The sequence below is a fragment of the Candidatus Symbiopectobacterium endolongispinus genome, assembly GCF_018777385.1.
GTDB classification, from domain to species: Bacteria; Pseudomonadota; Gammaproteobacteria; order Enterobacterales; family Enterobacteriaceae; genus Symbiopectobacterium; species Symbiopectobacterium endolongispinus.
The window spans coordinates 413270-437500 of the sequence record NZ_JAFJYB010000002.1 but is presented as its reverse complement, the minus strand read 5'-3'; the positions used below and the strand labels follow the sequence as shown (position 1 = coordinate 437500).

General features: G+C 53.1%; 12 protein-coding genes and 9 pseudogenes. 8 read left to right on the top strand and 13 right to left on the bottom strand.

The features are described 5' to 3' along the window. Positions 1-17: 17 nt before the first annotated feature. The 10 genes and pseudogenes from epd to JZM30_RS08805 all read right to left on the bottom strand — a co-directional run bounded on the left by epd (position 18) and on the right by JZM30_RS08805 (position 11262). Complete coding sequence (gene epd / locus JZM30_RS08850; protein ID WP_252318378.1) at positions 18-1034, bottom strand: erythrose-4-phosphate dehydrogenase; 1017 nt, start codon at positions 1032-1034, stop codon at positions 18-20. 359 nt (positions 1035-1393) lie between these two features. Next, a complete protein-coding gene (locus JZM30_RS08845) occupies positions 1394-1945 on the bottom strand; it encodes a glycoside hydrolase family 88 protein (protein ID WP_252318377.1) in 552 nt (183 codons plus the stop codon). After that, positions 1936-2292, bottom strand: a complete 357-nt coding sequence (locus tag JZM30_RS08840) for a glycoside hydrolase family 88 protein (protein ID WP_252318376.1) — start codon at positions 2290-2292, stop codon at positions 1936-1938. Before JZM30_RS08840 ends, JZM30_RS08845 begins: the two co-directional genes overlap by 10 nt. Positions 2293-2412: 120 nt before the next feature. After that, the gene (locus JZM30_RS08835) at positions 2413-3153 is read right to left on the bottom strand and encodes a dihydrodipicolinate synthase family protein (RefSeq protein ID WP_252318375.1); all 741 of its coding nucleotides are present in this window, start codon (positions 3151-3153) and stop codon (positions 2413-2415) included. 91 nt (positions 3154-3244) lie between these two features. Beyond that, positions 3245-5205 (bottom strand): annotated as a pseudogene (locus JZM30_RS08830) (YjhG/YagF family D-xylonate dehydratase). Positions 5206-5318: 113 nt separating this feature from the next. After that, positions 5319-6449: pseudogene (locus tag JZM30_RS08825) on the bottom strand (ABC transporter ATP-binding protein). A gap of 13 nt (positions 6450-6462) precedes the next feature. Then, positions 6463-7377 carry a carbohydrate ABC transporter permease gene (locus tag JZM30_RS08820; protein WP_252318374.1) on the bottom strand — a complete coding sequence of 305 codons (915 nt, stop codon included), beginning with the start codon at positions 7375-7377 and terminating at the stop codon, positions 6463-6465. Further along, on the bottom strand, positions 7370-8206 hold the full coding sequence (locus tag JZM30_RS08815; RefSeq protein WP_252318801.1) for a carbohydrate ABC transporter permease: 837 nt from the start codon (positions 8204-8206) through the stop codon (positions 7370-7372). The genes JZM30_RS08820 and JZM30_RS08815 overlap by 8 nt, the downstream gene beginning before the upstream one ends. A gap of 271 nt (positions 8207-8477) precedes the next feature. After that, positions 8478-9754: pseudogene (locus tag JZM30_RS08810) on the bottom strand (ABC transporter substrate-binding protein). 214 nt (positions 9755-9968) lie between these two features. Next, positions 9969-11262, bottom strand: a pseudogene (locus JZM30_RS08805) (Gfo/Idh/MocA family protein). A gap of 254 nt (positions 11263-11516) precedes the next feature. Between JZM30_RS08805 and JZM30_RS23920 the strand changes: the two are divergent. Then, entirely contained in the window at positions 11517-12356 is an 840-nt protein-coding gene (locus JZM30_RS23920) for an IclR family transcriptional regulator (RefSeq protein WP_252318373.1), read from the top strand. Positions 12357-12559: 203 nt separating this feature from the next. On the opposite strand, the gene tkt is transcribed toward JZM30_RS23920, so the two are convergent. From tkt to rpiB, 3 genes are all read right to left on the bottom strand, one after another. Further along, positions 12560-14287 (bottom strand): transketolase, encoded by a 1728-nt coding sequence (gene tkt, locus JZM30_RS08795; RefSeq protein ID WP_438801495.1) that lies wholly within the window; start codon positions 14285-14287, stop codon positions 12560-12562. 78 nt (positions 14288-14365) lie between these two features. After that, on the bottom strand, positions 14366-15316 hold the full coding sequence (gene tal, locus JZM30_RS08790) for a transaldolase (protein WP_252318800.1): 951 nt from the start codon (positions 15314-15316) through the stop codon (positions 14366-14368). A gap of 4 nt (positions 15317-15320) precedes the next feature. Further along, complete coding sequence (gene rpiB / locus JZM30_RS08785) at positions 15321-15779, bottom strand: ribose 5-phosphate isomerase B (protein WP_252318371.1); 459 nt, start codon at positions 15777-15779, stop codon at positions 15321-15323. Between the two features lie 393 nt (positions 15780-16172). On the opposite strand from rpiB, the pseudogene JZM30_RS08780 reads away from it, so the two are divergent. The 7 genes and pseudogenes from JZM30_RS08780 to JZM30_RS08750 all read left to right on the top strand — a co-directional run. Next, positions 16173-17250, top strand: a pseudogene (locus JZM30_RS08780) (MFS transporter). 1 nt (position 17251) lies between these two features. Continuing rightward, a pseudogene (locus JZM30_RS08775) lies at positions 17252-18932 on the top strand (dihydroxyacetone kinase family protein). Next, entirely contained in the window at positions 18929-19723 is a 795-nt protein-coding gene (lerI, locus tag JZM30_RS08770) for an L-erythrulose-1-phosphate isomerase (protein ID WP_252318370.1), read from the top strand. Before JZM30_RS08775 ends, lerI begins: the two are co-directional and overlap by 4 nt. 25 nt (positions 19724-19748) lie before the next feature. After that, positions 19749-20397 (top strand): annotated as a pseudogene (locus JZM30_RS08765) (sugar phosphate isomerase/epimerase family protein). Positions 20398-20445: 48 nt separating this feature from the next. Then, a pseudogene (locus JZM30_RS08760) lies at positions 20446-20641 on the top strand (phosphogluconate dehydrogenase C-terminal domain-containing protein); the annotation flags it as partial. 258 nt (positions 20642-20899) lie between these two features. Then, positions 20900-21862, top strand: a complete 963-nt coding sequence (locus JZM30_RS08755) for a sugar-binding transcriptional regulator (RefSeq protein WP_252318369.1) — start codon at positions 20900-20902, stop codon at positions 21860-21862. A gap of 321 nt (positions 21863-22183) precedes the next feature. Continuing rightward, a pseudogene (locus JZM30_RS08750) lies at positions 22184-24221 on the top strand (NADP-dependent malic enzyme); the annotation flags it as partial. Positions 24222-24231 lie beyond the last annotated feature (10 nt).

The window sequence follows — 24231 nt, the reverse complement described above, 5'->3', positions numbered from 1 at the left end:
AATTCAATTGCATATAACTAAAAACCGCAGGCTGCCATCACGCGTGTTGTATCCAGCATACGATTGGCGAAGCCCCATTCGTTGTCGCACCAGACCAGCGTTTTTATCAGGTGCGATCCACTGACCCGCGTCTGCGTACCGTCGACAATGGCACTGTGCGGATCGTGATTAAAATCAGCTGAAACTAAAGGTAATTCCGTATAGTCAACTATACCACGAAATGCTCCACGCGCTGATTTTTGAAAAATAGCATTGATTTCATTAACATTTACCGCTTGCCTTACCGTTACGCTTAAATCAATGGCTGTGACATTGATGGTTGGCACGCGTACCGAAATCGCCTCAAAACGGTCAGTAAACTGCGGGAAGATACGCGTAATGCCTGCCGCCAGTTTGGTATCCACGGGAATGATGGACTGGCTAGCCGCGCGGGTGCGGCGCAAATCGCTGTGGTACGCGTCAATCACCGGCTGATCGTTCATCGAAGAGTGGATCGTGGTGACTGTGCCGCTTTCAATGCCGAACGATTCATCCAGTAATTTAATAATGGGGATAATGCAGTTGGTGGTACAGGAGGCGTTAGACACAATGTGGTGTTCTGGCTTCAACGTATCGTGATTGACGCCAAACACCACGGTGGCATCAATATCATTGGCACCGGGGTGAGAAAACAGCACCTTCTTCGCACCGGCGGCCAGATGTGCTTCGCCGTGCGCACGACTGCCATAGACGCCGCTGCAATCAAGCACCACGTCGACACTCAACCCTCGCCAAGGCAGCCCCTCAATTTCAAGCTGATGCAATAGCAGAATGGCGTCATCGCCCACGTAGAGCTGGTCGCACTCCTGGCGCACATCCCAGGCAAAGCGTCCATGGCTGGTGTCATATTTAAGCAGGTGCGCCATACCTTCCGCGCTCGCCAGCTCGTTGATCGCCACCACGCTAATATCGGCCCGACGTCCGGATTCGTACAGTGCCCGTAACATGCTGCGGCCAATACGACCAAAACCGTTTATCGCAATACGAATTGTCATCGCATTCTCTGTATCAAGCTGAATACTCGAATTATGTAGGGTATAGAATAATCAGTACCAACAGCGGAATAAACTGTTAAGTAAGACTATTCTTGGGCAACACCCCTGCCCTTGACGATCCATCTGTGGGATAAATTCGCCGCTATTCGGGATCAATCGCCCTAATTACGCCAACTGAAACGCTTCAGCTAGCATAATGCAAATTTTCATCAAAAGAAATATCTCGGCCAGAGCGCTTGCAGAACAGTGACATAGTTCAAAGAAAATGGCAAATCAGCATGACAAGAAACGGTGTCTTGCCATGCAAACCGGTGTATCAGGCGAGCTTAGTGCCCAAGAGATTAGGGTGTCGCAACATTTCAGCCAACGCCAGCATCGGCAAAGCGGCTATCGAGAATGCCGAGTCGATACCCTTTCAGAAAGGCGTAGGAAATCGCCGCCGTCGCCGACAACTCCTGATAACTGTGCGGATCGTTGAGCAGCGTGTGCCACATGCCGTTTTCCGCCTGAGCGCTTAACAACGCTTCGCTTTGGCGCAGGAAGTTCTGTTCAATAAAACGCGACGACGCAGAGTGACTTGCTCGCGTTAATTCCAGCAGTTCAACCGCCGTTATCGCCGCCCAGCCATTGCCCCGGCCCCACAACGCTCCAGCAAAGTGGTGTTTTTCTGTGAAATGCCAGCCGTGTCGCCACAGGCCGCTGACAGGATCGCTTAAAAATTGCGTATGCAACAAAAACTGGTAGATGACGTCTTCGCAATAGGTAGACTTGTTGAGCAGTTGTCCGGCCTTAACGTGGAACAGACCGCTCATAAACAGGGTATCGACCCACAATTGCCCTTCGTTATTGCGCGTAGCCGTGGTGTGGGCGAATCCCCCATTTCTGTACGCAGCAGGCCCTGCTAAATCCACTCGCCGTATTCATTTACCAGCGCGCGCCACTGCGCATTTTCCTGCTGCTCCAGCAACGACACCAGCGTCAGCATCGGCACGACGTGGTTGACATTCTTTACTGCCGCCTCAGCCTGATGGCGTTCAAACCAGGCGCTCAGGTAGTCGACATAGGTCTTATCCCCGGTCTCTTGGTACAAGCGCCAAATGCCATACAATCCGACGCATTGCGACCAGTCCCACAGCTCGATAGACATATCTGAACCGTAGGCACCAATGGATTTGAGATAGGCATCATCCTCACGGATGGCAATGATCTCCTGATACAACGCGGCGAGTTTTGTGGTGATGACTGATTTATCCAGCATGGGTTTCTTCCTGAAGGTTAGGCTACAGAGACGCGCTTAACAGCAGCGTCTCTGTAACGTGGGGAGGTTATTCCCCAATGGCGATATTAGCCTCACGCAGCTGCGCGATTAGGTGCTGTTTCATTTCCTGGCTGGGCGGCGCAGCAGCGCTTGCACCGCAACCATATCTTTATCCAAAAATGCCTGATAGATACCGCAGGTGATTTCCGGTGCAAAATTGGAGGTGGCGGGAATTACGCCATCACCGCCGAGCAGCAGCGTATCGAGGGCGTATTCATCAAAGCCGCAGAACACCAGAAAATTAGGATGACGACCTTTCACTTCCGTGATCACCTGGCGAATATGGCTCATGCAATCAACGGTATCTTTGATGCCCACAATATTGGCGCAGCTGTCTGCCAAACGACCAATTAACTCTACGGACAGGTTTTGTCCGGTTAATGCCGGGAAGTTATATAATAATTGCGGAATAGCCACCGCATCAGCAATAGACTTATGGTGATTATAAAGGCGTTCATCGGACATCAACGCATAATAGGGATTCACAATCATCACCGCATCCGCACCAATATCTGATGCGTGTTGCGTTAATGCAATGGCCTCCGCCGTGGAACAAGATGCGGTACCAATAATAACCGGTTTGCGCCCATTAACTTTTGCTACGCAAAATTCAGCAATCGCTTTGCGTTGTTCCTGGGAGAAATTGGCAAACTCTCCCGCACTCCCCAAAAATAAAAAACCGTTTACGGCTGAGTCAATTAATCTTTCAATTAATATCCCCATGCCTTCCGGATCAAATTGACCTTTCGCATCAAGAATCGTTGGAACCGGAGGAATAACACCCGCAAGTGTTTTAAACATAAGTCACCACCTTTTTCCGTATGTGGAAAATGAATATTATCGCTATAATGAGGGTGGGCGCACAGTTGGCCGCCCGAATTAAAACTAAAAATTAATCACTGTTATTCTCTTTTAACGCTTTCAGACCAGCATTGATAACCTCAAGGATCTTGTCAGTATCATAAATACAGCCCGCCCAGGTTCCGCCACTGACCGCCTGCAAGGCCGCCCATAAGCGCGTATCGTCGGGTAATTCAGGATGTACGGGCCGGTTCGCCAGCACGGCGACCCCCTCTTCGGGAGACAGCGGATGCCATTCTGTACCAATAAAGTTGATGGAGCCGACCAGCTGATTCCGATCAATGATCATTTCGATGATGTCACCATCGCGCAGCTTGCCGATCGGCACGCCCGCCAAGGCTTCCGGCCCAATATGACCAATACAGGCACCGGTGGATACGCCAGAGAAACGCGCATCGGTGAGCAACGAAACAAACTTGCCATAGGAGAGGTGTTTTAGCGCTGATGTGAGCTGGTAGGTCTCTTCCATTCCGGTGCCCGACGGCCCGCCGCCGATCACCACCATCATGTCCTCCGCCTGAATATCCCCTTGCTTGATGGCACGGATCCACGCTTTCTCCGAGGTGAATACCTTGGCCTTGCCGGTATGGCGGTAAATGCCTTGTTCATCCACCACCGAGGCATCGATCGCCGTCGACTTAATCACGGCCCCTTCCGGAGCAATGTTGCCTGAGGGGAAGGTAATGGTGGAGGTCAAACCGCGTGCCTTGGCCTGCTTTGGGCTCATGATCACTTCATCTGGCTGAACACCGCCGCACGCTACAAGTAGCTCGCGGAAACGGCGTCGACGCTTCGAGCGCTCCCACACATCAAGATTCTCGCCCAGGGTTTCCCCCGTCACCGTGAGCACATCTTCATGCAACAACCCGAGTTTGCGCAGATGCAGCATCACTTCCGGTACACCACCGGCCATAAAGGCCCGCACGGTGGGATGGTAGTCAGGTCCATTCGACAACACGCTAACCAAGCGCGGCACTTTACGGTTGATTGCCATCCACCGCTCAACGGTCGGCGCTTTACAGCCAGCTGCATGCGCAATCGCAGGAATGTGCAGTAACAGGTTGGTTGAACCACCAAAAGCAGCGTGTACCGTCATCGCATTTTCAATGGCTTTGTCGGTAATAATATCCTTGGTGGTCAACCCATTGAGCTGCATCAACAGCGCCGCACGGGCAGACTGTCTGGCGATGTCCAGCCACACTTCCTGCCCCGATGGTGCCAGTGCCGAATAAGGCAACGCCATCCCTAACCCTTCAGCCACTACCTGTGAGGTACCGGCAGTGCCAAGGAACTGACAGCCGCCCCACGGAGAGGCGCAAGCCCGGCAACCCAGTTCAGCCGCCTCTTTCAGGCTCAGTTCCTGATTGGCAAAGCTAGCACCAATCGTCTGGATTTTACCGGCATCCTCACCGTGCGTCGGCGGCAACGTTGCGCCGCCGGGCACAATAATGGTCGGTAAATGGTGCGTCCACGCCAGCGCAATCATCATCGCAGGCAAGCCTTTGTCGCAGGTTGCCACGCCAATCACCGCTTTGCGGGTAGACAAGGAGCGAATCAACCGCCGAAAAACCATGGCGGCGTCATTGCGGTAGTGCAAGGAGTCAAACATGCCGGTTGTCCCCTGCGAACTCCCATCACAAGGATCGCTGACATAAGCGGCAAATGGCACGCCATTCTCTTTCGCGATGGTTTCAGCAGCGGCGCGCATCTGCAAGCCGATTTCCCAATGCCCGGTGTGGTATCCCAACGCAATCGGGCGACCATCTTCTGCGCGAATTCCCCCTGCGTACCGAGGATCAGCACTTCGGTGCCGAGCAGGCTGTTTGGATCCCATCCCATTCCCGCATTCAGCGTTAAACCAAAAATATTGCCGCTGGGTGAATCCACCAGCATTTCTGGTGCTAACGGCAGCGCCCCAGCCGGGCCTTCCGCGTGCGTCTTGATATTGTAGATGCCGGGATCTGCGCTATTAAAGATAACGTTAAGCGACATGATGGGAACTCCTTAATGGCCCGTATGCCTTACCCAAAAATACAACCGAAAAACCATTATCCTGCCGATGGCATTATTTGGCTGTTAAGCCATCGGCACTTGGTGCAAGTGATCTACGCCAGCGAAATGTTTCGTTCCGTTTTTGCATCAAAGATATGGCACTTATCCATATCAAACTGGAAATAGACCGTCTTATGCATCGCGCTGGCTATAATCACTATGGCCTGATCGGAAGGCATACGGCAGGTCAATTCGAAATTATCCACTTTCAGATACATAAAGAATTCGTGGCCCATGTTTTCCACGCGAATCAATTCACCCTGAAAGTGATTGTCAGCAAACGGTGTTAATGAAACGCTGACATATTCCGGGCGCACGCCAAAAAACACATCCTGACCGAGATATGCGCGAACGTTATCCTGCTGTGAGGCATTGAGCGCCAGCGTGGAATTTCCGACCACCAATTCCACCTGCCCGTCCCGCTCCACCAGTTTGCTCGGTTTGATATTCATTTCCGGCGCACCGATAAACCAAGCCACGAACATGTTCTTCGGGTAGTGGTACAGGTTGTCCGGCGTATCCACCTGCATGATATGGCCCAGCTTCATCACACAGATGCGGTCGCCCATGGTCATGGCTTCGGTCTGGTCGTGGGTTACGTAGACGCTGGTCGCGGGTTTGCCGCTTTTATTTAACTGCTTGTGCAGGTCAGAAATACGGATACGCATCGAGGCACGCAGTTTGGCATCCAGGTTGGATAACGGCCCGTCAAACAGGAACACATCCGGCTTTTTCACGATTGCGCGACCGACAGCGACGCGTTGCGCCTGACCACCGGACAGCTGACGCGGCAGACGATCCATCAGGTCTCCCAACTCCAGAATTTTGGCCGCTTCGTTAACCTGCTCTTAAATCTTCTCTTTCGGCAATTTTGCCAGTTTCAAACCGAATGCCAGGTTTTCGCGCACTGTCATGTGCGGATAGAGCGCATAGTTCTGGAACACCATCGCGATACCGCGATCTTTTGGTACCAGGTTGTTAACGATGCGCTCGCCGATGCGAACTTCACCACCACTGATGGTTTCCAGGCCTGCCAGCATACGCAGGGTAGTGGACTTGGCACAGCCAGACGGCCCAACGATAACCATGAACTCACCGTCTTTGATGGTCAGGTCGATACCGTGAACTGCTTTGAAACCGTTGTAATATACTTTTTCCAGTTTGTTGAAAACTACTTCAGCCATGATAAATCCTCTATTAACCTTTAATTCCGCTGCTGGTCACGCCCTGAACAAAGTAGCGCTGTGCCAAGAAGAAAATGATGATGGATGGCAGGATCGAAATACTTGCCATTGCTAAGATTTCGTTCCAATGTGCGCCTTCTGTTACATCGATGGACATTTTCAGAGCCAACGCAATCGGGTATTTATCCACGCTGTAGACATAGATCAGCGGGCCGATAAAGTCGTTCATAGACCACATGAACTGGAACAATGCGGCAGAAATGATGGCCGGTTTCAGAATCGGCGTAACCACATACCACAGCACCTGCCAGGAGTTACAGCCGTCAATCTGTGCTGCTTCTTCCATATCACGCGGTACACCGCGCAGGAACTGGATCAACATGAAGACGAAGAACCCTTGGGTTGCAAATGCGCAAGGCAAGTACAACGGCATGTAACTGTTCAGCATGCCCATTTCACGGAACATGATGTATTGCGGAATCAACAACACGGTGCTGGGCAGCAACATGGTAGTGATCAGCGTAGCAAACCAAAAATTCTTCCACGGAATTTCAAAACGAGCAAAACCATAGGCCACGATGGTGGAGGAAATAATGGTCAGTATCACTTTCGGGATCACATACTTGAAGGTATTCAGCATGTAATGACCAAAATTATATTCAGTGCCCGTTTTCCATCCCCGCACAAAACCGTCACTGGTGGGATTCTCCGGCCACAGCCCCAGTGTAGTGAAGATCTCATGGTTCGGCTTAAAGGAGGCCGAGAACATCCATACCAGCGGATAGATCATCAGCAGACCGACAATCAGCAGGATGGTGTAACGGATGCTGGCATTGAATTTTTCACGGCGTAACGTCCGACGCACTTCTGCCGCGGCAATCGCTTCAGCGGACGACACGCCCGCGTGGCCCTGCGGTAAATCAGCCATTTTTGCCCCCTTTATCGGCAGAGTAGAACACCCAGTATTTCGATGATTTAAACGCCACCAACGCAAAGATAGCGACTACCAGGAACAGTACCCACGCCAATGCCGCGCCATAGCCCATATCAAAATATTTAAACGCCGTATCATAGATATAAAGCGAGAACAGGTAGGTATAGTGGGTTGGTCCACCGCCGGTTATCACATAGGGCGCGGTAAACTCCTGAAACGCCTGGGTGGTCTGCATAATAAAGTTAAAGAAGATCACCGGTGTAATGAGCGGCACGGTCACTTTGATGAACATCTGCCATTTGGTGGCACCGTCAATCATCGCCGCCTCGTACTGCGATTGCGGCACGTTTTGCAATGCGGCCAGGAAAATCACCATCGCGGAGCCAAACTGCCAGACACGTAATAAAGTCACCGACATCAGCGCCAGCGACGGTTCGCCCAACCAGTTCACCGCTTCAATGCCGAGAGTGCCAAGTAAGCTGTTCAACAGTCCATCAATAGCAAACAGGGCGCGCCACAGCACGGCAATCGCCACGCTGCTGCCGAGAATCGACGGAATATAATAGGCGGTACGGAAAAAACCGATGCCGCGCAGCTTGAAGTTAAGAACGAACGCAATGCCTAATGCAAACGCCAGTTTCAACAGAATGGTCAGAAAAACATAGGCAAAGGTTACGCCCATGGATTTCCAGAATAACGCGTCTTCCGTTAGCATATAACGGTAATTTTCCACCCCGTTAAATACCGGCGGATTCATTAAATCATATTCAGTAAAACTCAGTACAAACGATGAGACAAAGGGGAATGCCGTAAATATCAACAGTCATATAATATAGGGTGAGACATAGGCCAGACCCAATAGCTTGTTTTCATTCATGGGTACTTACCTGTTGAGATGTAACAGGGTAATGTTATTCACCCTGTCACAAATAAAAGCCCTGGTGTTGAATATCCCCGCTGATTGACTCATATCAGCGGGAACGTGCGTAACAAATCAAAAAAATACTCTTGTCGCCGGGTGCGGATAATGCATGCACTCGGCGTTATTTTTTTGCAGAAAATCGGTGTTTTCTGTCAGATTTTATCAAATACCATCAGATGATTCTTTTCAGTACACGTTCACCTGCTTTCGGAAAACCGGTAGCTACGTCTTCAATAGACAGTTTTCCATAATCATATTGCTGGAGATAATCCAGGAATACGGACAGCAGTTTTTGGTTCTCAAAATAAGAGGAAACTTTCACATCGCCAGTCAGTTATTCACCTGCTCCAATGACTGAGCCTGAATATCACCGCTTTTCAAGATGCCCTCTTTTTCCAACGTCGCTACAGCGATTTTGCTCAGTGGAATACCGCGTTGCAGCCCCATGGTTTTGATACCGGCAGGGTCGTTAAGCATGTAGTTAATGAACTTGGCCGCTTCTTCTGGGTTTTTGGTGTTATTCCCGATAGAAAAAATCTGTGAAGGCTTAAAGAACAAACCGGAATCTTTAGCCCCCGGCAGCATCGGGTACGGTCCCAGCACCAGCTGTGACGGCGCTTTGAGGCTGTCAGCGTAAGTGCCTTCTGTTGTCCAGATGTAGGTTCCACCCAGTTTACCTTCCAGCCACGGGCGGATCTCCCAGGCGTTGGCTTTACCGAAAGCGGTAAAATACTTCATGGAAGGAATAACGTGGTTACCCACCAGTTTTTTATACAAGCCGAAGAATTCCAGCCACTGTTCCGGGGTGTAATTAAACTGCTTTTTCTCTTCATCGATCATGGCGATATTGTATTTCTGCACCATGTACGAATTGAGGAAGGTCAGAATCGACGTATCCACCGCGCCGAGGAAGAACGGATAGTATTCATCCCCCAGCTTGCTTTTAAATACCGGACCGGCTTTCAGGATATCATCTCAGGTTTGCGGATATTCTAACCCTGCCTGCTGCCAAACGTTAGCGTTGTAATACATTAAACGGGCAGTTAACGCGATAGGAATACCGTTCAGTTTTCCGCCGCGCGTTACCAGATTTTTGCCCTGATCGGTAAACTGGCTCAGGTCTATGCACTGAGACAATTTATTCAGATCGTAAAACCCTTCACCATTTTTGGAGAAAAGCTCTAACCAGTTCCAGTTAATCTGCATCACATCAGACTCTGTTGAGCCCGCGAGCTGAGTACTGACGCGGGAAAGATAACCATCCCATCCGCTTGGCTCTGCTTTTATCGTGACGGTAGGATGTTGCACTTTATACTGATCGATGGTGGCGCGCGTCGCTTCATGGCGTTGGTTTCCTCCCCACCATGAAAAACGCATTTCAGTGTCAGCATGGCTCAGCGCTGGCGACAACATCATCAATAAAGCGGAATAACGCAGAAGCTTTTTCATTTATATCATTCTCCATCATTGATACATATTGGCAATGTCAGGCATTTATCCGCAGAGTCATATGATGAAGACTTATTAGGACTCACTGAGTGTAGGGTGCGGATAAAGATCTGTTCTTGATTATCGATATCTATTGGCTATCCATGTCCTCCGATATTTTCCCCAGTGTAATATTGGCCATCCGGACAGACGGCCAATCATGTTAAATAACCACCTATTTACGCGGTGGCAGTTTTACCGCCAGATCTTTAATCCGCACCGGTAATTCAGTACGCAAAGAGCGGTTGGCCGAAATACCGGTCAGAATGGAAAGCGCGCCATCCTGATAATCCGCAGCACGGTTCAACGGATCGGGTTCCGATATACCAAACAGATCGCGCAGCATCACATCATCGCCGCCGCCGTGTACGCCAACGCCTTGTACCACGGGCACCACGTACGGCTCGTCAAACATTGGGAACACTTTGATTTCACAACCGCGCAGTGCACCTTCGTCTGATTTTTTGCCGCCGCCGTTAACGTAGGATTTTTCGACCAGCTTCATCTCGATACGACCACGGCTGCCGTTAAACACCACGTTCAGCCCTTCCCACGGCAGATAAGCATTCAGTGAGTAGGCCATGATGGCTTTGCTTTTGTAGCGCACAATCACGCCAAGCGTATCTTCAATATTAATGCCATCGTCAAACACGCTCTTATCGCGGTAATAACCATCTTCATGCTCAGCGTTGAGGTACAGCGACGTCAGTTGCTTGCTGTCTTTCATGTGCAATGCAAAGGGATCGTTGCCCGCCACTTCGCTGCCATGGGGAACGGTTATAAAACTCGGTCACGCCGCGTTCTTCCGCATTGGCTTTGCCGTAGAAACGCAAATCACCCTGTGCATAGACGGTTTCCGGTTCAGAATTGAGCCAGAAATTGACCAGATCGAAATGGTGCGTGGATTTATGGACTAACAGGCCGCCGCTGTTACGTTTGTCGCGGTGCCAACGGCGGAAATAATCTGCGCCGTGTTCGGTATTCAGCAGCCATTCAAAATGCACGGAATAAACTTCACCGATAATATTGGCGGCAATCAGCTCACGAATCTTGCTGTGGTGTGATGCATAACGGTAGTTAAAGGTAACGCGCAGGCTACGCCCGGTGCGCGCGACGGCATCGATAATTTCCTAACACTTCTCTTCATCAATGGCCATGGGTTTTTCACTGATAACATCACAGCACAGTTCCATGGCGCGCACAATATAGTGATGGTGCGTGCGGTCAATGGAAGTGACGATGACAAAATCAGGACGCGTTTCCGCGATCATTTTATCGAATTCATCCGCCTTGTACGTTGGCACGGACTGATGCTCAAACTCGCCGAACATGGCGTTGGCATAATCCATTCGCGTTTGGTTGCTGTCGCAAAAGGCGACCATACGACCTTTCTGGCGTTAATCACGCGCTATTGCGGTCAGGAACAGACCGGAGCGGCCCCCCGTCCCCACTAAGGCATACTTTTTCATAACGACTCCGTAGTTATTAACTGCTTTCACTGGTGTGAACCCTGGCTGAGCATCACCTTGGTTCTAAAAAAACGGTATCCAGATATCACTTTCTATAGCGAATGGCTGACAGCGTGTAACAAGCGCTATCTAATGTATTGACAGCATCCTATCCGCTCTTTCCACATATGGAAATCATTTTTATATATGGAATTTAAAGTCAGTATAGTGGTCAACAATAAGGTGCACAAGATGAAAAAAAGCCAGAAACCTGCGTGACGTCTCAAATCATTGAGAAAAATGCAACTGACAACCCAGAAGCAAATGCACCTGTTGACGCTAGCGATGCCCTTTCTCTCGCGACAAAATCCACCGCACCGGCGTTAACCAAAGGGTTTGCAATACTCAATCTGATTGCCAAGGAACCGGGGCTTAACCTGACAGCGATAAAAGACCGGCTGGGACTTCCCAGCAGCAGTTGCCACCATCTGGTAACCACGCTGTGCCAACTGGGTGCATTACAGCAGCAACCAGCGCATGGGGGATATATTCTGGGGCTGAAGCTGTTTGAACTGGGTACCATCGCAGCAAATCAACGACGCATTGAAGAATTTGCCCTGCCCGCGTTGAAAGCGTTAGCACAGGAGCTTCAATTGACGTGCCATCTGGGCGTGATGGAAGGGAGCGAAGCGGTTTATCTTTTGAAGGTTGAAGGCAACAGCAGCATCCAGGTCAACACCTGGGTTGGAAAACGCCTTTCACTACACAGCTCCTCACTGGGCAAGGTGTTGCTTGCCTGGTTACCGGAACAGGCTTTAGAAAAAAAGCTTAGCCATATCAGTTGGCAAACGAAAACTGCCAGCACTATCACCTCGCCAGAAGCCTATCGCAAGCATCTCATCAGTGTACGTCAACAGGGATGGGCGTTTGATAATGAAGAAGATATCGTCAATATTCGCTGCCTTGCCGCGCCGATAACCGACAGCAGCGGACAGGTCATTGCCGCCATCAGTGCGATTGGCACGGTGCTAGATATCGATCCGGCAAAGCTACAGTGGATTATCGATCCGCTGTGCCGCACTGCTGCCCATATCTCCCGACAACTGGGGAAGTAAAACAGGCATAAAAAAACGGCGTCGATAAGACGCCGTTAGGGTGATAACAAGCCCGCTGAAAATGGTTATTCCCACCATCTCCGTCATTCCCGTGCACCACCGTCATTCTCGCGCAAGCGAGAATCTCTGACAGGCGAAACGCGTTCATTCTCACGAGATCCCCGGCTTTCGCCGAGGATGACGGGGCTTCAGCAGTCTAAGACTTACTTCAGCAACGCGCTGGCTTTTGCCACCACGTTATCCACCGTAAAGCCAAACACCTCGAACAGTTTTTCTGCCGGAGCCGATTCACCGAAGCTCGTCATGCCAACAATCGCACCGTTAAGGCCAACATACTTGTACCAGTAGTCTGCAATCCCCGCTTCGATCGCCACGCGGGCGCTCACTGCTTTCGGCAGCACCGCTTCACGGTAGGCCGCATCCTGCTTGTCGAATGCGTCGGTGGACGGCATGGAAACCACACGCACCTTGTGGCCCTGCGCGCTAAGCACGTCGCTGGCGGCAACCGCCAGCTCTACTTCTGAACCGGTAGCAATCAGGATCAGGTCTGGCTGACCGTCGCTGTCTTTCAGCACGTAAGCGCCTTTCGCCACGTCCGCCAGTTGCTGCGCGGTGCGTGCCTGTTGCGCCAGGTTTTGACGCGACAGGATCAGCGCCGTCGGGCCATCCTTGCGCTCAATGGCGTATTTCCACGCCACTGCGGTTTCTACCTGATCCGCCGGACGCCAGGTGCTCATGTTTGGCGTCACGCGCAGGCTGGCCAGCTGTTCTACCGGCTGGTGCGTCGGGCCGTCTTCACCCAGACCGATGGGGTCATGGGTATAGACGTAGATACTGCGGATTTTCATCAGTGCGGCCATGCGCACCGCGTTACGGGCATATTCCACAAACATCAGGAAGGTCGCGGTATACGGCAGGAAGCCGCCGTACAGCGCCAGACCGTTGGCGATGGCGGTCATGCCGAACTCGCGCACCCCGTAGTGGATGTAGTTGCCCGCCGGGTCTTTATCCCGTGAAACCGAGCCGGACCAGATGGTCAGGTTGCTCGGTGCCAGGTCGGCAGAGCCGCCGAGGAATTCCGGCAGCAGTTTGCCGTAGGCTTCCAGCGCGTTCTGCGAGGCTTTGCGGCTGGCAATTTTTGCCGGGCTGGCTTGCAGGTCTTCAATGAATTTCTGGGCATCAGCCTGCCAGTTGGCCGGCAGGTCACCGACGGTACGGCGTTTGAATTCGGCAGCCAGTTCCGGATAGGCTCTGGCATAGGCGGCAAACGTCTCGTTCCAGACGCTCTCTTTCTGCGCGCCAGCGGCTTTGGCATCCCAGGCGGCATAGATTTCAGCGGGGATTTCAAACGGCGGGTATTTCCAGCCCAGCTGTTCGCGTGAAGCGGCCACTTCGGCGTCACCCAGCGGCGCACCGTGGGAATCGTGAGTACCGGCCTTGTTCGGTGAGCCGAAACCAATCACGGTTTTGCACATCAGCAGGGGCGGTTTGTCCGTCACCGCGCGCGCCTGTTCGATAGCGCGGGTGATGGCATCGGCGTCATGGCCGTCGACCCCACGCACCACGTGCCAGCCGTAGGCTTCAAAACGTGCTGCGGTGTCATCGGTAAACCAGCCTTCCACGTGACCGTCAATGGAGATGCCGTTGTCATCATAGAATGCCACCAGCTTGCCCAGCTTCAGGGTACCGGCCAGCGAACACACCTCGTGGGAGATGCCTTCCATCATGCAGCCATCACCCATGAAGACGTAGGTGAAGTGGTCAACGATATCGTGACCCGGACGGTTGAACTGCGCCGCCAGCGTGCGTTCTGCCAGCGCCATGCCGACCGCGTTGGCAATGCCCTGCCCGAGCGGGCCGGTGGTGGTTTCCACGCCGTCGGTGTAGCCGTACTCCGGGTGACCGGATTTGGCTTTTTGCACGCCATCCATGCTTAGTGCGCGGATGGCGTTGGCACGTTGGTGACGTGCGTGCGGCGAATCAGACAACGACATAATGGGCTCTCCAAATCACAGTTGTGCTGCGAGCATCGCTTCCAGTTTTTCCTGATCGATAGCGAACAGGCGAATGCCTTCCGCCAGCTTATCTACCGCCATGGCATCCTGACAATGTTCCCAGCGAAACTCGGCTTCGCTCAGTGGAGAAGGTCGGTGCAGCGCTTCCACCGACGGTGTGAGCTGGCGTGTTACAGGGGCGTTGCTGTTTTTCAACTGATCGAGCAGTGATGGTGAGATGGTCAGGCGATCGCAGCCTGCCAGCGCCAGAATCTGTTCCACTTTACGGAAGCTGGCACCCATGATCACCGTGTTATAGCGGTGGCGTTTGTAATAGTCATAGATCTTTTGCACCGACAGCACGCCGGGATCCTGCTCGGCCTGATAGTGTTCAGCAGGCTGTTTGGCTTGATACCAGTCGTAGATACGACCAACAAACGGCGAGATGAGAAACACGCCTGCTTCGGCACAGGCGCGCGCTTGGGCAAAGGAAAACAACAGTGTGAGGTTGCAGTTGATCCCTTCGCGTTCCAACTCTTCCGCCGCGCGGATGCCTTCCCAGGTGGAAGCCAGTTTGATCAATATGCGCGAGCGCGGAATGTCTTTTTCTTCATACAAACCAATCAGCTTACGTGCCTTGGCGACACACATGCCGCGATCGAATGACAGACGAGCATCCACCTCGGTGGAGATACGTCCCGGCACAGATTTGAGGATCTCAGCACCGATGTTTACTGCCAGACGATCGCCCGCGTTGATCAACTGGGTGACCCTGTTCCCCCCCTGTTGGCGGGAGTAGGTAATGGCTTCTTCGAACAGCGGGCTATATTGGGGCAGCGTGGCCGCTTTCAAAATCAGCGAAGGGTTAGTGGTCGCATCTTCGGGCGCAAACTGGCGAATCGCATCAATATCGCCGCTGTACGCGACGACAACGGTAAACTGCTTTAGGGCATCGAGTTGATTCATCATGTCACCGCCCGTTTTCCTGCTGCTCGTAGTAGCCGATGCGATCCACTTTGGGTGCGGATCCCCCGCCTTCAAATTCAGAAGCCAGCCAGGCTGCAACGATCTCTTTTGCCAGCTCTGGCCCGATAACCCGTGCGCCCAGCGAGATAATTTGTGCGTTATTACTTTTTCTGGCGCGCTGTGCGGAATAGGTGTCATGGCATTGGGTTGCCCGAATCCCTGTAACTTTGTTCGCGACAATACTCATGCCGATACCGGTGCCGCAGATCAAGATCCCGCGCTCGTGTTTCCCTTCTTTGATGGAGACGGCAAGGGTGTGTGCAACATCGGGGTAGATCGGATTTTCTCCACTGGGATCGTAGCTGTAGTCGGTAACCTGCAACCCCTGCTGTTGTAAAAATTCACTAATGATGTTTTTCAAATCGATCGCGGCGCTGTCAGCGCCAATAGCAATTGCGTGCATACCCATCTCCTGCCTGACTAAAGGTCAATATAGCGCTAGATCCGGCGTTTCATGGCTAACATATACTGATCGTTTCAAATGTTCAACTGATGGTTATTTGTTTTTGGTTTGTGAGTGTGCATGATCTTCTGTAAAAGGTGATAAAGGTCACTAATTGCGCTTTTTAGCGATGTTTTACATATTTGGATCATGCTCACAATTTTAAAACAGAGTGGTAGGCAAAGAATCGGCGCGATCATATGGTTCATATGTTCACTGTGTGTGTTATTGATTTGACTCTTTAGAGGGCATAACAATGTCTCAGACCGATACGCAAACGATAACAACGACGATAGAACATAAAGGTCACACCAGGCACTCCATCGCGAACGGCGGGGGGGGGGGGGGGGCAGTATGAGCAAGATATCGGCTACACAAGCGGCGCAACAGCAAGCCGTAGCGCCATCCTCCGCAGAGCAGTCTGCCATCCGCAAAATCTCTTTGCGTCTGGTGCCGTTCGTCGGACTGATGTTCTTTATTAACTTCCTCGATCGCACTGCAATTTCTTTTGCCGGCCCGAACGGTATGAATACCGATCTGGCGCTGTTTTATCTGGCACAGCCGATGACCACCGTGCTCGGCGCACCGCTGGCAGCGTGGCTTATCGAGCAGCACGGCCTGTTTGGTTTGTCCGGTTGGCGCGTGATGTTCTTGGGGGTATCGATTCCGGCGATTGTGGTTTGGATTATCACCTGGTTCTATCTGGTCGATCGCCCACAGGATGCGAAATGGCTCAATGATGAAGAGAAACGCTGGTTGGTCGGCGAACTGGAAAGCGAACATGCCGCCACAGCACAGCAAACATCCCAGCGTGCGCACCGTCCTGTTCAACAAACGGGTGTGGGTGCTGTGCCTGATTTATTTCGGCTTTATTTATGGCCTGTATACGCTGGCGTTCTTACTGCCCACCATTATCAGCGGGTTCCAACAGCAGTTTGGCACCACCTTTAACGTGCTGGAAAAAGGGTTGATTACGGCAGTGCCCTATCTGCCAGCAGCCATCGTCATGCACTTCTGGTCACGTGATGCTACCCGTCGCGGCTGCCGTACCTGGCACATTGCCATTCCGGCGTTGACCGGTGCCATCAGTATTCCATTGGCACTATTCATGGAGTCACCGGCCTCCACCATCGCCGTGATTACCGTAACCGCCTGTTCCATTTTCTCGGCGTTACCTAACTTCTGGACATTGCCTACGCAGTTCCTGACCGGGGCTTCTGCGGCAGCCGCGATTGCCCTGATCAATACCATCGGTAACGTTGCCGGGTTCTCTGCGGGGTATATCACCGGGGCGGTGCGAGGGGTTACTGGCACCTACGTTTTCCCGATGTTGATTGTCGGCGGCCCGATGCTACTCTCTGCAATCTTGATGGTGTTATTGAGTCGTTCCGGGCAGGAATCCCAAGCTGCATCAGCCACACAGGAGCATTGACATGACCTATTTGTTTAACCAGTCGTCTGATTTTGCACGTGAATTAACGGAAGGTTTTGTTGCGGCACACAGCGATAAGGTGCGCCAGGTGCCGGGGGGGCGTGGTCAGAAGCACTCGCAGTACTGAAGGCAGTGTCGCCATCGTGGTCGGCGGCGGTTCTGGACACTACCAGGCGTTTGCCGGGTTGGTTGGGCAAGGTTTGGCACACGGTGCCGCGATGGGCAACCTGTTTGCTTCGCCGTCTGCGCAGCAAATCTGTTCCGTGGCGCGTGCGGCCCACAACGGCGGCGGTGTTCTGCTGACATTCGGCAACTACGCGGGGGATGTGCTCCACTTTGGTCAGGCGAAAGCACGGCTGAACGCTGAAGGGATCCCGTGTGAATTGCTGGCGGTGACCGATGATATCTCCAGCGCGCCGCCTGAGGAGTGGCAAAAACGTCGTGGCGTAGCGGGCGATCTGGCGGCGGTGCTGGCGGTGGCTGAGCATACCAACCAGCGCACGCGCTCTTTCGGCGTCGCTTTTTCTGGTTGCACCTTACCCGGAGCCGAGCACTCACTGTTTACTGTGCCGGAGGGCATGATGGGGGTCGGGATGGGCATCAACGGTGAGCCCGGTATTAAAGATGCGACGATTTCCAGTGCGGATGAACTGGCCGAGCTGTTGGTCAACGCGTTGTTAAAATAGGTGCCGCAGGCGGTGACTGTACTATCAGGGCAGCGCCTCAGCGTGGTGCTCAATGGACTGGGCGGCGTGAAGTATGAAGAGCTGTTTGTGTTGTATCGCCGCGTTGCACAAGGGCTGACTATCGTTGAACCGTAGGTGGGAGAGCTTGTGACCAGCTTTGATATGGCTGGGCTTTCACTCCCCCTGTTCTGGCTGGATGAAGAGCTGGAGCGCTTCTGGCGTGCGCCTGCCAATACGCCAGCGTTCCGCAAGGGCAGCATGACTGCCGCTGAACCTCGCGAGGAGTGCGAATTCAACGTCGAGCAGGACAGCATTCCTGAAGCAACCCCGGCATCGCGCGATGCGGCGCAGTGTGTTGCCGCTGCCTTGGCGGCGGCGCGGGATGTCATTATGGCGAACGTCGAGGAACTGGGCCGCATTGATGCGGTAGCTGGCGATGGCGATCACGGTATAGGCATGGAGCGCGGTGTGGAGGCGGCGGAAACTGCCGTCAATATGCTGGGAAGGCAGGCTGGCGCTGGCACCTTATTACAGCGTGCGGCGGATGCCTGGGCCGATCGGGCAGGGGGCACGTCCGGCGCTATTTGGGGCGTGGCTACGGTGCTGGGTGACAGCGCAAAACCGGATGGCGCGCGCGTTGCGCTCGGTATTCGCCAGGCAGCAGAAGGCATTATGCATTTCGGTAAGGCGAAAGCAGGTGACAAAACGCTGGTCGATGCCCTTTTACCTTTTAGTGATGCGTTGACGCAACGTGTCAACGCCGGGGAGGCGTTGCCGCAGGCCTGGTTGAAAGCCGCGCATACGGCACAACAGGCGGCAGATGCCACTGCGCAACTGCGTCCCAAGATTGGTCGTGCGCGTCCTTTGGCAGAAAAAAGTCTGGGTACACCGGATGCGGGCGCCATCTCGCTGGCAATGATCCTGAATGCGGTAGCGACCGTGTTGAATCAGGTTCAGAACGAGCAAGCTGCGGTACAGGAGACACAGACACAATGAGCCAGCCTGGGAGTCACGAACGCGTTATCACGCTGGGTGTCAGCCTGAAAATGTATTTCGGCTACCAGCAAACCGTGGACTGGTGCCAGCGCATCCACAGCATTGTGCAGCGCCATCCGCTGGCGTCGGTGGCGCAGGTCAGGTTGTGTGTGTTGCCAACCTTTCCTGCGTTGGCCCCTGCTGTCTCTCTTTTCGCTGATTCTGCCGTCGATGTCGGGGCGCAAGACCTGCACTGGGCGGATAACGACGCCTTCACTGGGGAAGTCAGCGGCACACTGTTGCACGAAATGGGGTGCCACTATGTAGAAGTCTGGCATGCGGAACGGCGTCGCTATTTTGGTGAAACCGATGAGTATATTGCCCTTAAAACAGCGGCCGCCTGGCGCAACGGGCTCACCTCTGTGCTCTGTGTTGGCGAAGAGCAGCGCGGCAGTGTGCAGCAGGCAATAGCAATCTGTCAGGCCCAGCTCACCAGCGCGCTCAACCGCGCGCAGCAACAGCAGTTAACGGGGCAGGTTGTTGTCGCTTATGAGCCTCAATGGGCGATTGGCAGCGCAGAACCCGCACCAACCGAAGCTATCAGCCTTGTCTGTGAGGCGCTGAAGCAGCAGTTATTCACCGCAGCAGGCGTACGCGACGGCAGAGTGATTTATGGCGGCAGCGCTGGACCGGGGCTACTGGGTCAGCTCTGGCCCGCGGTTGATGGCCTGTTTTTAGGGCGCTTCGCCCACGATCCGGCGGTGTTTAACGCCATTATGGATGAAGCGTTGGCGCTGTGCCCGCAGCAGTAAAAATACGCAGAAAGGAGAGATTACCGTGGCTATTGGTTTAAGCACTTACGCTTTTTTCTGGCGCATGTCCTCCCGCGTCCCTGACTCAATGGGGCTGGAAGCAATGCTGGATCACACGGCAGAATCGGGCGCGACGGTGTTTCAGATTTGTGATTACCCAGCAGTGAAAACGCTGTCGTACGCTGAGCTGGAAAAGCTGCGTCAGCGCGCCGAGGACTTATCCATTCAACTGGAACTCGGAACGCGTGGACTGGAAACTTACGAGCAGGTAAAAACCAGCACCCTGCTGGAGGTGGTTGATGCCATCGACAGTCAGGCGTTGGGCATTTGTCTCGATCCGGGAAACTGCGTGGCGGTGTTGGAGCATCCGTGTGACGTTATTCGACATGACGGCACGACGCGTGGTGAACCTGCACATCAAGGATTTTGCCTTTGCACGCCAGAATGGCTGGGTTGGGTTTACCTATTCCGGCAGCCCGCTCGGCACCGGGTTGCTCGACTACGACCACCTGCAAAAAGCGGTTCGTCCTAATGAGCGACACATCAATCAGGTGGTTGAGCACTGGCTTCCATGGCAATCCACGCCAGAGGAGACCTGCCGTCAGAAAGCTGCCTGGACCACACAAAGCCTAAACTTTCTTTTTGCCCGTAATCCGCAGGCAGGGCAGCGATAACCTTTTTTATTAAACGAAAATGCATTCCAAATCCGAGGAGTAACGATCATGACAACAGAATTAAAAACGATTACGGTACTGGACGCTGGTGGCAAAATGGGCATGCGTATCTCTGCCAATTTCCAGAAAAGTGCCTATCAGGTGTTTTACTGTGAGAATTCCACGCGCGCAGGAGCAGGTGATTGCCGCAGGGCGCGAGCTGGCGGTGGCTGAGCAGGTTATTCCGGACAGCGATGTGGTGATCGCCAGAATGCTGAAGATTGATGCCATTGAGCGCTAATGTCTTTCGCGCATAAATGACGCGGGATCGCCGCAAACTTGTTTATGTGGGTTTGTTGCATCACTGTTTTTAGGCAATGACGGGGCTATTATCAGGAGATTGGTTGCCGGAGTTGAGCCCTGACTTGCGGCGTGCAACAATTGTTAATGATGATCGGCTGTTGCCGACAGGGCCGCGTCTGCCCAGGCACGCTTACCCTTTGCGTAAGGACAATATTACCGAATGGAAAAACAATCAGGATCTCAGGATAACGAACTACTGACGGAAATCGCCGTGGCGTATTACCAGGACGAGATTACCCAGGAGGAGATCGCGAAGAAATTCGGCATTTCGCGCATCAAAGTAGGGCGTTTGCTCAAGCGTGCTAAAGAAGAGGGCATTGTCGAGATCAACGTTCGCTATCACCCAGTGTTCAGCACCAGGTTGGAGCAGCAACTGCTGGAGCTTTTTCCCATCAAACGCGCGCTGATCGCGCTCGATCACCCTGATGAAGAAGAGCAGCGGCGTCAGGTAGCTGCATTGGTTTCCAACCACCTGGCAGTGACGCTGAAAGATGGTACGGTGGTTGCGGTCGGGCAGGGGCGTAATGTGTCCGGCGTAGCGGATCATGTAGAAAACGTGACTGAACGTCATTGCAAGTTTATCTGCGGGATTGGGGGGACGCACCGTCCCGGCGATGCGATCAACGCCGATCATATCAGCCGTCGTCTGGCGAAGAAATTTGGCGGCAGCAGCGAAACGCTTTACGCCCCGGCTTACGTAGAAAACCGCGCGCTCAAGCAGGCGTTTATGCGGAACGGTACCATCAAGGAGACGCTGGATCGCGCCCGTAAGGCGGATATCGCGCTGGTGGGTATTGGCGACATGAACGAAAACAGCTACATGGTAAAACTGGGCTGGTTCACGCCGCAGGAAATTGTTGATGCCAGCCTTAACCAAGGCGTGATAGGCGACATTGCTGGCTATGACTTTTTTAACGCGCAGGGGCAGCACATTGATACCGTGATGCATGACAGGGTGATTGGCGTCAGCATCGAAGAGCTGCGCAACATTCCCTGCGTTATTGCTATTGCTTCGGAAAACACCAAAGCGCTGGCGATATTGGGCGCGTTGCGCACCGGTGCTATCGATATTATCGCCACCAGCGCCTCTAACATCCGCACCATCCTCAATATGACCCAATAGGGTACTTTCTTCTGCCGGACAGTAGCGCTTTGCTGTCAGGCATCTGAATGATTTATCAACACTTTTAGTTGATTTTTACGTCTGCTTTTTGCCCGCAGGTTAGCAATACGTTATCCAGTTCGCGATAACGTGACATTATGCGCAAAAAACAAGCAGATAAATTAACTATATTAACCTGCATTTACTATCGGTTTTTGCCATGCTCCAAGGTTATATAAGCAGTAATGATTGAACTTCTTACGGCGTTAACCTCTCCTTGTCTGCTTGGGATAGACTCGCCGCCCTACGTCACGACAACAAAAGCCTATAAGGGATGCAACAATGGATGAACAACTCAAACAGAGCGCATTGGATTTCCACCAGTATCCGGTACCGGGGAAGATTCAGGTGTCTCCCACCAAACCGCTAGCGACCCAACGCGATTTGGTGTTGGCCTACTCTCCAGGCGTTGCTGCACCTTGTCTTGAAATCGCCGAAGATCCGCTGGCAGCTTACAAATACACCGCACGCGGTAATCTGGTCGCGGTGATCTCCAACGGAACGGCGGTGCTTGGCCTCGGTAACATTGGTGCGTTGGCTGGCAAGCCGGTAATGGAAGGCAAGGGCGTCCTCTTTAAAAAATTCTCCGGCGTCGATGTGTTTGATATCGAAGTGGACGAACTAGATCCGGATAAATTGATCGACGTAATTGCCGCGCTGGAGCCGACTTTTGGTGGCATCAACCTGGAAGATATCAAAGCGCCGGAGTGCTTCTACATCGAGAAGAAACTGCGTGAACGCATGAAGATTCCGGTGTTCCATGACGATCATTTGTACTGCGGCGGTATTGAACGGCCTGCGCGTGGTGGAGAAAAACATCTCTGATGTGCGTCTGGTAGTTTCCGGCGCAGGCGCTGCCTCCATTGCCTGCCTGAATTTGCTGGTGGCGTTGGGGCTGAAGAAACACAACATCGTGGTGTGTGACTCACGCGGCGTGATCTACAAAGGTCGTGACGCCAACATGGAAGAGAACAAGGCGATTTACGCGGTGGAAGACACCGGTGCGCGCAAACTGGGTGACGTGATCCCTGATGCCGATATTTTCCTGGGCTGTTCCGGCCCAGGCGTATTGACGCAGGATATGGTGAAAACCATGGCCCCACGCCCGCTGATCATGGCGCTGGCAAACCCAGAACCGGAGATTCTGCCGCCGTTAGCCAAAGCGGTGCGCCCGGACGCTATTATCTGTACCGGACGTTCTGACTACCAGAATCAGGTTAATAACGTGCTGTGCTTCCCGTTTATTTTCCGTGGCGCACTCTATGTGGGCTCAACCACCATCAACGAAGAGATGAAGCTGGCGTGCGTGAAAGCCATTGCTGATTTGGCGCTGGCGGAACAGAGTGAAGTGGTGGCCTACGCGTATGGCGATCAGGAATTGTCATTTGGCCCTGAATACCTGATCCCGAAACCATTTGACCCGCGCTTAATCATCAAGATTGTGCCAGCGGTGGCAAAAGCGGCGATGGATTCAGGCGTGGCGACGCGTCCTATTACCGACTTTGATGCTTATATCGAGAAACTGACTCAGTTTGTCTATAAAACCAACCTGTTTATGAAGCCGATATTCTCCCAGGCGCGCCAGCAGCCGAAACGCGTGGTATTTGCCGAAGGGGAAGATCCGCGCGTGCTGCACGCCACGCAAGAACTGGTGACGCTGGGGTTGGCTTTCCCCATTCTGATCGGGCGTCCCGGTGTTATCGAGAAGCGTCTGCAAAAACTTGGCCTGCAAATCACCATCGGTAAAGATTTTGAGGTGGTGAACAACGAGTCCGATCCGCGCTTCAAGGAGTACTGGTCGGAATATTATGCGTTGATGAAACGCCGTGGCGTCTCGCAGGAAACCGCGCAGCTTGAAGTGATCCGCAACCCGACGGTGATTGCCGCCATCATGGCGCAACGCGGTGAAGCGGATGCGATGATCTGTGGCACCATCGGCACCTATGAAGAGCATTTCGAAGTGGTAGAAAAGGTGCTGGGTTACCGTGATGGCGTACACGTGGCGGGGGCCATGAATGCCCTGTTGCTGCCGAGCGGTAATACCTTTATCGCTGACACCTATGTCAACCCAGACCCAACGCCAGAGCAACTGGCAGAAATCACCTTGATGGCCGCGCACACCGTGCGTCGTTTCGGTATCGAACCGAAAGTCGCGCTGTTGTCGCACTCCAACTTTGGTACCTCGAACTCGTCCACCGCACGCAAAATGCGTGAGGCGCTGGCGTTGATCAATACGCTGGCACCGGAGCTGGAAGTGGACGGTGAGATGCACGGCGATGCTGCGCTGGTGGAAGCGATTCGCCGCGAGCAAATGCCGAACTGTTTTTCAT

Bases quoted from the DNA above. Each gene is read 5' to 3' on its own strand.
- lerI (WP_252318370.1), top strand. From the start codon at position 18,929: ATGAGCCAGCCTGGGAGTCACGAACGCGTTATCACGCTGGGTGTCAGC.
- JZM30_RS08820 (WP_252318374.1), bottom strand. From the start codon at position 7,377: ATGGCTGATTTACCGCAGGGCCACGCGGGCGTGTCGTCCGCTGAAGCG.
- tkt (WP_438801495.1), bottom strand. From the start codon at position 14,287: ATGGATGGCGTGCAAAAAGCCAAATCCGGTCACCCGGAGTACGGCTAC.
- JZM30_RS08755 (WP_252318369.1), top strand. From the start codon at position 20,900: ATGGAAAAACAATCAGGATCTCAGGATAACGAACTACTGACGGAAATC.
- rpiB (WP_252318371.1), bottom strand. From the start codon at position 15,779: ATGCACGCAATTGCTATTGGCGCTGACAGCGCCGCGATCGATTTGAAA.
- epd (WP_252318378.1), bottom strand. From the start codon at position 1,034: ATGACAATTCGTATTGCGATAAACGGTTTTGGTCGTATTGGCCGCAGC.
- tal (WP_252318800.1), bottom strand. From the start codon at position 15,316: ATGAATCAACTCGATGCCCTAAAGCAGTTTACCGTTGTCGTCGCGTAC.
- JZM30_RS08840 (WP_252318376.1), bottom strand. From the start codon at position 2,292: ATGCTGGATAAATCAGTCATCACCACAAAACTCGCCGCGTTGTATCAG.
- JZM30_RS08835 (WP_252318375.1), bottom strand. From the start codon at position 3,153: ATGTTTAAAACACTTGCGGGTGTTATTCCTCCGGTTCCAACGATTCTT.